Source organism: Serratia sp. FDAARGOS_506, from assembly GCF_003812745.1.
Lineage (GTDB): Bacteria > Pseudomonadota > Gammaproteobacteria > Enterobacterales > Enterobacteriaceae > Serratia.
This window is the reverse complement of the sequence record NZ_CP033831.1, coordinates 924,851-937,290: the sequence shown is the minus strand read 5'-3', so window position 1 is coordinate 937,290 and position 12,440 is coordinate 924,851. Positions and strand designations below refer to the sequence as shown.

Here is a 12,440-nt window from a genome sequence, read left to right as displayed (position 1 = left end):
ACAGAAGCAACTTCAAGTATGACGGGGATAACGCTGGGAGGCGAAGGTTTTCCCGTGGCGCGGCATGCCGCGCCGTTACCCACATTGAGGATTACTATGCGAAACTGGCAGGCTCCAACCCGACGCACCGCGTTGTTCCTGGCGCTGCTGGCCGTGACTGGCCCGGCGCTGCATGCTGAGGATGCAATGAATTCCACGTCATCTCATTTCGCCTATATCGGCACCTACAATCCCAATGGCGAGGGCGTTTACCGGGTGCAGGTCGATCCGGCCAGCGGTGCGCTGAGCCATGCTACGCTGGTCAGCAAAGTGCCGAATCCGGCGCAGCTGACGTTGAGCGCTGATGGCAAGACGCTGTATGTCGCCAGCGAAGTGGCCGATTTCAACGGCGGCAAACACGGCGGCATCACCGCTTACCGGGTCAATCCGGCCGACGGCGGCCTGACGCAGCTCAACCAGGTGGATTCGCAGGGGGCGGGGCCGGTGTATCTCTCATCGACGCCGGACGGGCACCATCTGCTGGTGGCGAACTACGTCAGCGGCAGCGTAGCGGCTTTCCCAATTGAAGCGGACGGCAGCCTGGGCGCCGCCAGCTCGGTGCAGCAACAGCAGGGCCCGGCGGGCGCGGCCAAACCGGCGGCGGCGGTGAACGGCAGCTTCGCCATCAGCGACCACAACGGCCCGCATGCCCATATGATCGCCAGCGATCCGAGCGGCAAGTTCGTGTTCTCCACCGATCTGGGGTTGGATCGCATCTACCAATGGCGCTTTGAAGCCGCGAGCGGCCGGCTGACGCCGAACGATCCACCGTGGATCGCCGCCTCTTCCGCCGGCGCGGGGCCGCGTCACTTTGTGTTCCATCCCGACGGCGAAACCGTGCTGCTGGTGAACGAAGAGGCCTCGACGTTGACCAGCTACCGTTTTGATCGCCAAAAAGGTACTCTGAAACAACTGCATGCAGTTTCCGCGTTGCCCGCCGATTATCAGGGTACCAGCTTCGCTTCGGGGCTGGCGCTCAGCAAAAACGGCGACACGCTGTACGTCGCCAACCGGCTGCATAACAGCATTGCCCAGTTCAGCGTAGGCACCGGCGGCGAGTTGAAATCGGTGGCGGAAACCTGGACGCGTGGCGATTACCCGCGTTCGCTGGCGCTGAGCCCGGATGGCCGCTATCTGTATGCGTTGAACCAGCGCAGCGATAACGTCACCCGCTTCAGCGTAAACCCGACGGACGGCAAGCTCAGCTTTGTGGGCGGCTATCTGCCGATCGGCAGCCCCTCGCAAATGGCGTTCCTGCCGCCGCCGAAGTAACCCGTGACCCGCCCGGTGAACCGGGCGGGTTGCTTGATTGACGGACACAGAATGGTGCGATTTCCTTACCCGCGTTTGGCTTACTTGTTCGATGCTTTGCAAACCGAAACTTTGCCGCAGGATGAGCTGGCGAAGCGTTTCGCCGTGTCCACCCGCACGGTGCGGGCGGATATCACCGCGCTGAACGAGATTTTGGACAAATACGGCGCGCGTTTCGTGCACAGTCGCGGGGCCGGCTATCGCCTGCAGGTCGATAACGCCGCGCTGTTCAGCGCTTTGCAGCATCAGGAACGCCGCAAGCACGCCACCCCGCGCAGCGCGCAGGAACGCGTGCATTATTTGCTGGTGCGTTTTTTGACCTCAGCTTTCTCCCTCAAACTGGAAGATCTGGCCGACGAGTGGTTCGTCAGCCGCGGTACGTTGCAAAACGACATGGCTGAGGTGAGAGAGCGCCTGGCGCACTATCAATTGACGATCGAAACCAAGCCGCGCTACGGCATGAAGCTGTTCGGTGCCGAGATGGCGATCCGCGCCTGCCTCACCGATCTGTTGTTCCAGCTGCATCTGGCCGACGCCGAGAATCCGTTGCTCAACAACGAGATCCTGCTGCAGCCGCAGGTGACTGCGTTCGCCGGATTGCTGCACCCGCTGCTGTCGCAATATGCCATTCGTCTGACCGACGAGGGCGAGCAGTACCTGATCTTCTACTGCGCGGTGGCGCTGCGGCGCATCAACGACGGCTATCCGCTGCCGGACTTCGAGGTGGAAGACGGCGACGACGCGGTGCGTCAGGTGTCGACCCGCCTGGCGGCGGAGCTGCGTTCGGCCTCCGGCAAAGAGATCTCGATGGCAGAAGAGGCCTATCTGCGCGTCAACATCGCCGCGCGGCGCGTGCAGGACGTACAGCCGACCGAGATCAACGCTGACGATGAAGAAGCGCTGGTGGACTACATCCTGTCCTACATCAACGCGCACTATAACTACAACCTGCAGGGCGACGAGCAGCTGCGGGCCGATCTGCTCACCCATATCAAAACCATGATTACGCGGGTGAAATATCAGATCAATATCCCCAATCCGCTGCTGGCCAACATCAAGCAGCACTATCCGATGGCTTACGACGTGACGCTGGCGGCGGTCTCCAGCTGGGGTAAATACACGCCCTATACCCTGAGCGAGAACGAAATCGGCTATCTGGTGCTGCACATCGGCGTGGGGCTGGAGAGGCATTACAACATCGGTTATGAACGCCACCCGCAGGTGATGCTGGTATGCGATACCGGTAACTCGACGGTGCGCATGATCCAGGCGCAGATTGCGCGCAAGTATCCGCAGCTGGTGATGACGCGCATCGTCTCGCTGCGCGATTACGAGATGCTTGCACATATCGACGAAGACTTCGTGATTTCCAACGCCCGCATCGGCGAAAAGAACAAGCCGGTGGTGGTGATGTCACCGTTCCCGACCGATTATCAGCTGGAGCAACTGGGCAAACTGGTGCTGGTGGATCGCACCCGACCGTACATGCTGGAGAAGTTCTTCGACGCTGAACACTTCATGGTGCTCAACGAGCCGCTGACGCAGGCGGAGCTGTTCAGCCGGGTGTGCGGCCAGCTGGAGCGGGAGGGGTATGTCGGCGCGGACTTCTATCCGTCGGTCGTTGAACGCGAGGCAATCGTCTCCACGCTGCTGGGCGAGGGCATTGCGCTGCCGCATTCGCTGGGGCTGCTGGCCAAAAAGACCGTGGTGGTGACGCTGCTGGCGCCACAGGGCGTCGCCTGGGGAGAAGGCGAGGTCGCGCACGTGATTTTCCTGCTGGCGATCAGCAAGAGCGACTATGAAGAGGCGATGGCGATCTACGAGCTGTTCGTCACCTTCGTGCGTGAACGCTCAATGAGCCGCCTGTTGGGCAGCGACAGCTTCGACAGCTTTAAAGCGGTTGCGCTGGACTGCCTGAGCCGGAGTTGAGGGGCTAATCTGCTTCCGGCAGAAAGAGAGCCGGGGGCAGATTGAAGCGTTTGGCCAGCGCCATAATGTGCGGAATGGTCAGCGATCTTTTGCCGCTCAGGATTTGGTTGACCAACGACTTTTTGCCGATCTCATGTTCAAAATCACTTTGGCTGAGTTGGTGCTGTTCCATCAATACGCGAAGCGCGGCCACCCCCTGCGGCAGTTGGGCGATACGCTGGTTGAATGCGGTAAACTCGGCGCTGTTATCTTCATATTCGGCGATCTTTTTTGCCAGCATGTCAATCAGCGGATGGTGTTCATCGTTTTCCAGCAGATATTCCACCAATTCGAGCGCTTCCCGGTAGTCTTGCTGAGAGCCGCTGCCCTGCAATAAGGGCACGGCGCGCAGCAGCGCATCGGCGGCCTTAATGGCATCTGTAATCATGATGAACTCCTTCGATAGTGCTGCATCAGCTTGTCGTACTCGGCGCGGCTAACAATGTGCTTTATGAATACTTTCTGTGTCTCAAAGCTGGCAAAGAACAAAATCCGCAGGTGGTTACCGCCGACGTCAATGACCCACCATTTCTCTTTGTATTTCATACGATCGAGCGAAGGAAAAAGCGCTTTTAACTCGTCCGGCGTGCGAAACTCGCCGCGTCGCAACGTTTTATAAATGGCCTCGAGAGCAGCGGCTTCATTAGGGTATTGCTTCGTTGCGTTATTAAACGGTTCCCTGGAAATGATATGCATCGTTCCCTCGACTCCTGTCTGGTGAACATTATAGCGGCTGCCTTAGGTGTTCACAAATTGTAAACTTATCATCCCCGCTCGCAGTGAGAGGGAAATACCCGGCTGCAGCTCGTTTCTGCCGTTGCACTCTATTGCGGTTAGCGCCGTGCTGGTAAATCCATGCCTCGCATTTACAGGCAGTTACTGCTGATTTTGGAAGCGGGTACGCAAAGTGAACAGCGGGAGGTTGTGTCAGGGAGAAGAGGCAAAGGGAACGAACGCGCCGGTGCGGCGCATTCGCGAGAGGGCTTCAGCGGCTAATCTTCATCAAACCCGGAGTTGAACAGCTCGACCACCGCCGCCAGCGCGTTGATTTCGTCGGGGCCGGTCGCTTCGACTTCGATGTGCCGGCCCTGGGCGGAGTCCAGCATCAGCAGTGCGATGACGCTGCTGGCTTCGGCTTCGGTGCCGCTTTCGTTGCGCAGCATCACCTCGGCGTCGAAGCTTTGCACCAGCTCGAACAGTTTCATCGCCGGGCGTGCGTGCATGCCCAGCTTGTTTTTGATTTCAACCGTCTGTTTGACCGTCATTGTTTGCGCTTTTCCAGCGTGCGGTGGCGCGACTGCACGTTCTTGCCGCGCGAGCGGAAGTAATCGGCCAGCTGTTCCGCCACGTACACCGAGCGGTGCTTACCGCCGGTACAGCCGATGGCGACCGTCAGGTAGCTGCGGTTGTTGGTTTCCAGCATCGGCAGCCATTGTTCCAGGTAGCTGCGGGTCTGGTAGATGAAGTTGTGCACTTCGGTATGGCGATCGAGGAACGACGCCACCGGTTTGTCCAGGCCGGTCATCGGCCGCAGCTTCGGATCCCAGTGCGGGTTAGGCAGGAAGCGCACGTCGAACACGTAGTCGGCGTCGATCGGGATGCCGTGCTTGAAGCCGAAGGATTCGAACACCATGGTCAGCTCGCGCTCGCGCTTGCCCAGCAGGCGGGTGCGCAGCATTTCGGCCAGTTCGTGCACCGACATTTCCGAGGTGTCGATAATCAGGTCAGCCCGTGAGCGCAGCGGTTCGAGCAGATCGCTCTCTTCATCGATAGCGCTTTCCAGCGACAGGTTTTTGCTGGAGAGCGGGTGCAGGCGGCGGGTGTCGCTGTAACGGCGGATCAGCGTGTTGCGATCGGCGTCGAGGAACAGCAGCTGTGGCGAGAAGCTGTCCGGCAGCTGAGTCATCGCGAATTCGAACACTTCCGGCGATTCCGGCATGTTGCGCACGTCGATGCTGACCGCCGCGGAGATATTGCGTTCCGCCAGCGTGTTGGCGAGCTGCGGCAGCAGCACCACCGGCAGGTTGTCAACGCAGTAAAAACCCATGTCTTCCAGCGCCCGCAAGGCGACGGATTTTCCGGAACCGGAACGGCCGCTGACAATCATCAGCACCATGTGGCAACTCCCCTGGCATCGCGGCGGCGTTCATCGCCACCGGTGGAAACTTTGTTATTCCGGCCGCAGCCGGATCCATCATCGTGAAACAGTAGCGTTATCCGGGCTGGAAGTCACGCCGGCCGGGCATCACTCGGTGATGATTTGATAAAGTTCTTCGTCGCTCTGCGCGGCGCGCAGGCGGCGGCATACGGTTTTGTCGGCCAGGCGTTTGGCGACCAGCGACAGGGTATGCAAATGGGTTTTGCACTGATCGGCAGGCACCAGCAGCGCGAACAGCAGGTCGACCGGCTGGTTGTCGATAGCGTCGAAAGCGATGGGTTGGTCGAGACGGATAAACACGCCAACGGCCCGCAGTGTGTCCTCTTCCAGTTTGCCGTGGGGAATGGCGATACCGTTGCCGATACCGGTGCTGCCCATGCGCTCCCGGGTGAGAACCGCGTCAAACACCACCTGCGAAGGCAGATTGAGCTGTTTGGCGGCCAGTTCGCTGATAATTTCCAAAGCCCGCTTCTTGCTGGTGCAGTGTACCGAGCTTTTGGTGCACTCGATGTTTAACACCGAGCTTAATTGCATATATTCGTTGTTCATCTCATCTTCACTTAAAACCGCGCCGCCGGGCACACCCGGCAAGGCGGTTTTTCGTCGGTTTTAACCCTGATTACCGTTCGGCGCGTCACCCATGCGGGTCACGCGCCGAAGGGCGAGGCTGCGACGGAGGCAACCTCACGGAATGGGTTAGGGTGTCAGTGTTGCTTCAATTTGTCTTTATGTTTGTTCAATTGACGTGCCAATTTGTCGATCAGCGTATCAATTGCGGCATACATATTCTCGTCTTCCGAGGTGGCGTGCAACTCGCCTCCATTCACGTGCACCGTTGCTTCCGCAATTTGCTGCACTTTTTCCACACTTAATACAACATACACCTGATTGATGCGATCAAAATACTGTTCGAGTTTGGCGAACTTGTTGTTCACGAACTCGCGCAACGGATCGGTGATTTCGATGTGGTGTCCGGTAATGTTGAGCTGCATAGTGTCTTCCTTCTCAATAGAGGTCAAACCAACTGTTTACGCTGGTTCGACGGCGGGATGGACAAAGACTCTCGGTACTTGGCGACGGTGCGCCGCGCCACGATGATCCCCTGATCGGCGAGCAGGGTGGCCAGCTTGCTGTCGCTGAGTGGTTTGGCGGGGTTTTCCGCCGCAATCAATTTCTTCACCAACGCGCGGATCGCCGTTGAGGAGGCTTCGCCGCCGCTGTCGGTATTCACGTGGCTGGAGAAGAAATATTTCAATTCGAAAATGCCGCGCGGGCTGTGCAGAAACTTCTGCGTGGTGACGCGCGAGATCGTCGATTCATGCATCTCCACGGCCTGGGCGATATCCGCCAGCACCATGGGTTTCATAAATTCTTCGCCTTGCTCGAAGAACGCCTGCTGCTGGCTGACGATGCAGCGGGTAACCTTCAGCAGGGTCTCGTTGCGGCTTTCCAGGCTTTTAATCAGCCACTTGGCTTCCTGCAGGTTGCTGCGGATGAACTGGCCGTCGGCTTCGCTGCGGGCGCTGTTGCCCAGCGCGGCGTACTGCTGATTGATCTTCAAGCGCGGCACGCTGTCGCTGTTGAGCTCGACCGTCCACGTGTTCTGCGTCTTGCGCACCAGCACGTCCGGAATCACGTATTCCGATTCACCGGTATTGATCGATTGCCCCGGACGCGGATCGAGCGACTGAATCAGCAGCATCGCTTCTTTCAGTGTATCTTCTTTTAGCCGGGTTGATCGCATCAGGCTGCGAAAGTCGTGGTTGGCCAACAGATCCAGATGGTCGCTGATGATCAGCCGGGCTTCGGCCAGATAAGGTGTGTCTTTGGCGTATTGAGAGAGCTGCACCAGCAGGCAATCGCGCAGATCGCGCGCGGCGACGCCGATCGGATCGAAACGCTGCACGCGCTTCAATACCGCCTCGACTTCTTCGAGGGTCACGTTTTCGTCACCCAGGCTTTCCAGAATGTCTTCCAGCGGCACGGTGAGATAGCCGGTATCGTCCACGGCGTCGACGATGGAGGTGGCGATGGCGGCGTCGGTATCGGAGAACGGGGTCAGATCCACCTGCCACATCAGGTAATCCTGCAGCGTTTGGGTGGTCTCGCCCTGATAGATCGGCAGCTCGTCGTCGCTGTAGTCGGTGCCGGTGCCGGACGGCGTACCGGCGGTGTAGATCTCGTCCCAGGTGGCGTCCAGCGGCAGCTCTTCCGGCATGTCTTTCTGTTCCAGCGCCTCGCGGGTATCGAGCCCTTCGGTCTCCTGGGTTTCTTTAGCGTCGATTTCGTCGTGCAGATCGGTCTGTTCAAGCAGCGGATTGCTCTCCAGCGCTAGCTGGATCTCTTGCTGAAGCTCAAGCGTGGACAACTGCAGCAGGCGGATCGCCTGCTGGAGCTGAGGAGTCATGGCCAGCTGTTGGCTGAGCCTGAGTTGCAAACCTTGCTTCATAGTCTTCTGTCTACTTCCGTTAACGGTGTCGCCCCGCAGGGCGCGCCGGCGCTCAGAGGCGGAATTCTTCGCCCAGATAAACGCGTTTTACCTGCTCGTCGGCCAGAATAGCATCCGGCGTGCCATGGGCAATCAGTTTGCCCTGGCTGACGATGTAGGCGCGTTCACACACGTCCAGCGTCTCGCGCACGTTATGGTCGGTGATCAGCACGCCCAGGCCGCTGTCACGCAGGTGCTCGATGATTTTTTTGATGTCGATAACGGAAATCGGATCCACCCCGGCGAAGGGTTCGTCCAGCAGAATGAATTTCGGGTTGGCCGCCAGCGCGCGGGCGATTTCGACGCGGCGGCGTTCACCGCCGGACAGTGCCTGGCCGAGGCTGTCGCGCAGATGGGAGATGTGAAACTCTTCCATCAGCTCTTTGGCGCGGTCTTCGCGCTGTTCGCTGGTGAGGTCGGGGCGAATCTCCAGTACCGCCATCAGGTTGTCGTACACGCTCAGGCGGCGGAAGATCGACGCTTCCTGCGGCAAGTAACCGATGCCGCGGCGCGCGCGGGCGTGCAGCGGCAGCAGGCTGATGTCTTCTTCGTCGATCACGATGCGCCCGGCGTCGCGCGGCACGATGCCGACCACCATGTAGAAGGTGGTGGTTTTACCGGCGCCGTTCGGCCCGAGCAGGCCGACGATCTCGCCGGATTTCACTTTCAGGCTGACGTCTTCGACAACTTTACGGCCCTTGTAGGCTTTCGCCAGGTTTTCTGCGATGAGTGTTGCCATAAGTGATTAATTACTCTTTTTTTGCCCGTTTTTGTCTTGCAACTGCGACGGTACCAGAACCGTTGTCACGCGTTTGCCTTTATCGCTGAACGCCTGCATTTGCTGCTGTTGCACCAGATAGGTGATGCGATCGCCTTTCACGTTGCTGTCGAGCTGCTCCAGATAGGCGTTGCCCGTCAGGGTCACCAGCTGGGTCGCCACGTCGTAACGCACTTTCTGCGCGTGGCCTTTGACCGGTTTGCCGCTGTCCTGCATCTGGTAGAAGGTTACCGGGTTGCCGAACGCTTCAATATAGGTTTTATTCTGATCTCCGCCCGGGCGGGTGACGACCACCTTGTCGGCGCGGATATCGATGGTGCCCTGTTTGATCACCACGTTATCGGTAAAGGTACTGACGTTGCTTTGCATGTCCAACGACTGTTTGAGCGAGTCGATGCTGACCGGCTGGCTGGAGTCGGATTTCAGCGCCAGGGCGGGGGCGCTGGCGGCCAAAACTAAGCTGCCGAGCAACAGGTTACGGAGTTGGTTTTTGGTTCTGGATTTCATAGTTGGTCTTAACCTTATCAATCAGCTCAGCGGTTTTGGTCCGCAGGTTCCCACGCATTTTCATGCCGTTAGAGGTAAAATTGGTCCCGTAAAGCGTGACTTCGTCATCGGAGGTGACGTCCTGGGTGACCAGGTTTACCTGAGCGTTGTCCGTCTTAATTTTTTCCAGCTGCGAGGTGGTGGTCAGGCTGTTTACCTCGACGTGACCATACAGATACAGCATCCGGTCTTTAGTCAGTTTGGCGCGATCGGCGCGAACTGACCAGGTGGCCACCGCATTCTCATCGAACAGCGTCATTACCGGCTGGGTGAACCAGCTCAGCTCGCCGGCGGTGTAATACTTCGCGTCTTCCGCCACCAGCTTGTAATTCAGCTTGCCCGCCGGGTTGTACACCACGGTGACCGTGTGCTGGCTCTGGTAAGTCGGATCTTGATCGTTGACCGGGCCAGGGGCCGTGTCGTCGCTGAAGTCCGTCATGTTCCAGCCGATCAACGCCAGAACGATCACCGTCAACAGAATGGTGATCCACAGTTTGGTTTTACTCATATCGACAGCCCTTTGGCGTCCTCCAGCTTATTTTGAGCCAAAAGAATGATGTCGCACAGTTCGCGCACCGCACCGCGGCCGCCGGCAATGCGGGTGACATAGTGGGCGCGCGGTGTCAGCAGCGGATGTGCGTCCGCGACCGCGACCGCCAGGCCGACCTGCGCCATCACCGGCCAGTCGATCAGGTCATCGCCGATGTAGGCGACCTGATCCGCCGTTAACGACAGTTTATCCAACAGTTCGCGGAAGGCCAAAAGCTTATCGGATTGCCCCTGATACAGATGGGTGATGCCGAGCGTCTGCGCGCGGTCTTCCAGCAACTTGGCGGAGCGGCCGGTGATGATCGCCACCTCGATGTCCGAGGTTTTCAAACAGCGGATGCCGTAACCGTCGCGCACGTTGAACGCCTTAAGTTCTTCACCGTTGTTGCCCATGAAGATCAGGCCGTCCGACAGCACGCCGTCAACGTCGCAAATCAACAGGCGGATGTTCCCGGCACGCGCCATAACCTCTTGTTCTACCAGCCCGTAGCAGGTTTCTACCATACCCATTCCGTTCTATTCCTTAATTAAACGACGCCGGCGCGCAGCATGTCATGCATATGTACCACACCCAGCAGTTGGTCGCCATCGGCAACCAGTAGCGCGGTGATGTGGCGTTGTTGCATCAGGTTCAATGCATCGACCGCCAGGATATTGGGGCGTACTCGCACGCCGCCCGGCGTCATGACATCGGCGATTTTCGCCTCGTGCAGGTTGATGCCCATGTCGAACACCCGGCGAAGGTCACCGTCGGTGAAGATGCCGGCGATTTTCATCAGGTCGTCGCAGATCACCGTCAGGCCCAGATTTTTGCGGGTGATTTCCAGCAGCGCGTCGCGCAACGAGGCGTCGGCGCTGACGTGGGGCATTTCGTCGCCGCTGTGCATGATATCGCTAACTCGCAGCAGCAGTTTGCGGCCGAGTGCGCCGCCCGGATGCGACAGCGCGAAATCTTCCGGCGTGAAACCGCGCGCTTTCAGCAGCGCGACGGCCAGCGCATCGCCCATCACCAGCGTGGCGGTGGTGCTGGTGGTCGGCGCCAGCCCCAGCGGGCAGGCCTCCTGCGGCACCTTGATGCACAGGTGGATATCCGCCGCCTTGCCCATCGAACTTTCCGGATTGTTGGTCATGCAGATGAGGGTGATCTGTTGGCGTTTCAACACCGGGATCAGCGCCAGGATCTCGCTGGACTCGCCGGAGTTGGAGATGGCGAGCACGATGTCCTGCGGGGTGACCATGCCCAAGTCGCCATGGCTGGCTTCCGCCGGGTGAACGAAGAATGAGGGGGTGCCGGTGCTGGCGAAGGTCGCGGCGATCTTGCAGCCGATATGGCCGGATTTGCCCATCCCCATCACCACCACTTTACCGCCGCAGGCGGCGATCGTTTCGCAGGCGCGGGTGAAGTCTGCGTTGATATAGCTGTCGAGCTGAGCCAGCCCTTCGCGCTCTATCTGAAGCACTTCTTTGCCGGCTTGTTGAAAATCGAAGCCCGGTTGCAACTCAATGTTCGACATACTCATTCCCGTCGGTTTAGCCGAAAGTACTGAAAGGGTTAAAGAACAGCACCGCAAGATACGCAATAAAACCACATAATAACAGAGCGCCCGCCAGGTGGCCGATGCGATGCTTGCGGCCGATGCACAGCACGCTCAGCAGCACGCTGGCTGCCAGCATCACCCAGTAATCGCGCTGGAAGGCGGCGGCGTCCACGCGGCCCGGCGACAGCAGGGCGGGTACGCCCAGCACGATCACCGTGTTGAAAATATTGGAGCCGATGATATTACCAATCGCCATATCATCTTCGCCCTTCAGCGCCCCGGCGATAGACGTGGCCAGTTCGGGCAGGCTGGTACCGATGGCGATGAGGGTCAAACCGACCACCAGTTCGCTCAGGCCGAAATAGTGCGCGATCACCGTCGCGTTATCGACCACCATTCTGGAAGAGAGCGGCAAAATGATAAACGCCAGCACCAGCCACAGCACCGCCACGGTGTTGCTGCTGTCCTGCGGCAGCTCGGCGATCTGCTCCATCGTCAGGCTGTCGCTGCCCTCGCGCTGCGCCAGCCGGGCGATTTTCAGCATCAGCAGAATGAAACCGGCGGCGGCGGCCAGCAGCAGCACGCCATCCAGCCTGCTCAGGGTGCCGTCCATCAGCACGAAACCGCACAATACTGTGACCGCTAACATCAGCGGCAGTTCGCGCCGCAATATCTCGGAGCGCGCAGCCAGCGGGTGAATCAGCGCCGCGACGCCCAGGATCAATAAAATGTTGGTGATGTTGGAACCTAATACGTTCCCAACGGCCATATCTATTTGCCCATTCAGCGCGGCGGTGGTGGACACGATCAGCTCCGGCAGCGAAGTGCCGATGCCGACGATGGTCATGCCGATGATCAACGGCGGCACGCCGAGCGAGCGGGAAATCACGGCAGCACCATAAACTAAGCGGTCTGCACCATACACCAGTAGAAATAAACCAACGATTAATAATGCTATCGCGAGAAACATGCAGGGTCCTTTGTCGGGTATTATCCCGGTTCGTTGGTTAAAGCCGTCAATGCGGCGGTATTGCTTGCCCGCCGTTGCGCGCGTTTGAGCCACAG

Annotated in this window: 15 protein-coding genes; 2 read left to right on the top strand and 13 right to left on the bottom strand. The window is 59.0% G+C overall.

Features of this window, described 5'->3' with window-relative positions; translation table 11 throughout:
* The first annotated feature begins 96 nt into the window (after positions 1–96).
* Both EGY12_RS04700 and EGY12_RS04695 read left to right on the top strand, forming a co-directional pair.
* Positions 97–1,311 carry a lactonase family protein gene (locus EGY12_RS04700; protein ID WP_123892723.1) on the top strand — a complete coding sequence of 405 codons (1,215 nt, stop codon included), beginning with the start codon at positions 97–99 and terminating at the stop codon, positions 1,309–1,311.
* A 51-nt stretch (positions 1,312–1,362) separates the two neighbouring features.
* Positions 1,363–3,279: a transcription antiterminator gene (locus EGY12_RS04695; RefSeq protein WP_123892722.1), complete on the top strand. Its 1,917-nt coding sequence runs from the start codon at positions 1,363–1,365 to the stop codon at positions 3,277–3,279.
* Positions 3,280–3,283: 4 nt separating this feature from the next.
* On the opposite strand, the gene EGY12_RS04690 is transcribed toward EGY12_RS04695, so the two are convergent.
* The 13 genes from EGY12_RS04690 to EGY12_RS04630 form a co-directional block, all read right to left on the bottom strand.
* On the bottom strand, positions 3,284–3,706 hold the full coding sequence (locus EGY12_RS04690; protein WP_060424657.1) for a type II toxin-antitoxin system HigA family antitoxin: 423 nt from the start codon (positions 3,704–3,706) through the stop codon (positions 3,284–3,286).
* Entirely contained in the window at positions 3,703–4,014 is a 312-nt protein-coding gene (locus tag EGY12_RS04685) for a type II toxin-antitoxin system HigB family toxin (RefSeq protein WP_123892721.1), read from the bottom strand. Before EGY12_RS04685 ends, EGY12_RS04690 begins: the two co-directional genes overlap by 4 nt.
* Positions 4,015–4,310: 296 nt before the next feature.
* On the bottom strand, positions 4,311–4,583 hold the full coding sequence (npr, locus tag EGY12_RS04680; protein ID WP_123892720.1) for a PTS phosphocarrier protein NPr: 273 nt from the start codon (positions 4,581–4,583) through the stop codon (positions 4,311–4,313).
* Complete coding sequence (gene rapZ, locus EGY12_RS04675) at positions 4,580–5,434, bottom strand: RNase adapter RapZ (protein ID WP_123892719.1); 855 nt, start codon at positions 5,432–5,434, stop codon at positions 4,580–4,582. Before rapZ ends, npr begins: the two co-directional genes overlap by 4 nt.
* Positions 5,435–5,563: 129 nt before the next feature.
* The gene (gene ptsN, locus EGY12_RS04670; RefSeq protein ID WP_016930212.1) at positions 5,564–6,025 is read right to left on the bottom strand and encodes a PTS IIA-like nitrogen regulatory protein PtsN; all 462 of its coding nucleotides are present in this window, start codon (positions 6,023–6,025) and stop codon (positions 5,564–5,566) included.
* A 155-nt stretch (positions 6,026–6,180) separates the two neighbouring features.
* Positions 6,181–6,468 (bottom strand): ribosome hibernation promoting factor, encoded by a 288-nt coding sequence (gene hpf, locus EGY12_RS04665; RefSeq protein ID WP_004937038.1) that lies wholly within the window; start codon positions 6,466–6,468, stop codon positions 6,181–6,183.
* A 23-nt stretch (positions 6,469–6,491) separates the two neighbouring features.
* Positions 6,492–7,925: an RNA polymerase factor sigma-54 gene (rpoN, locus tag EGY12_RS04660; RefSeq protein WP_123892718.1), complete on the bottom strand. Its 1,434-nt coding sequence runs from the start codon at positions 7,923–7,925 to the stop codon at positions 6,492–6,494.
* A gap of 52 nt (positions 7,926–7,977) precedes the next feature.
* Positions 7,978–8,703: an LPS export ABC transporter ATP-binding protein gene (gene lptB / locus EGY12_RS04655; RefSeq protein ID WP_004937040.1), complete on the bottom strand. Its 726-nt coding sequence runs from the start codon at positions 8,701–8,703 to the stop codon at positions 7,978–7,980.
* A gap of 6 nt (positions 8,704–8,709) precedes the next feature.
* Positions 8,710–9,249, bottom strand: a complete 540-nt coding sequence (gene lptA, locus EGY12_RS04650; RefSeq protein ID WP_049198527.1) for a lipopolysaccharide ABC transporter substrate-binding protein LptA — start codon at positions 9,247–9,249, stop codon at positions 8,710–8,712.
* Entirely contained in the window at positions 9,218–9,796 is a 579-nt protein-coding gene (gene lptC / locus EGY12_RS04645) for an LPS export ABC transporter periplasmic protein LptC (RefSeq protein WP_004937047.1), read from the bottom strand. The genes lptA and lptC overlap by 32 nt, the downstream gene beginning before the upstream one ends.
* A complete protein-coding gene (kdsC, locus tag EGY12_RS04640) occupies positions 9,793–10,347 on the bottom strand; it encodes a 3-deoxy-manno-octulosonate-8-phosphatase KdsC (RefSeq protein WP_123892717.1) in 555 nt (184 codons plus the stop codon). The genes lptC and kdsC overlap by 4 nt, the downstream gene beginning before the upstream one ends.
* A 17-nt stretch (positions 10,348–10,364) precedes the next feature.
* On the bottom strand, positions 10,365–11,351 hold the full coding sequence (gene kdsD, locus EGY12_RS04635; protein WP_038879650.1) for an arabinose-5-phosphate isomerase KdsD: 987 nt from the start codon (positions 11,349–11,351) through the stop codon (positions 10,365–10,367).
* Between the two features lie 16 nt (positions 11,352–11,367).
* Complete coding sequence (locus EGY12_RS04630; RefSeq protein ID WP_123892716.1) at positions 11,368–12,345, bottom strand: calcium/sodium antiporter; 978 nt, start codon at positions 12,343–12,345, stop codon at positions 11,368–11,370.
* Positions 12,346–12,440 lie beyond the last annotated feature (95 nt).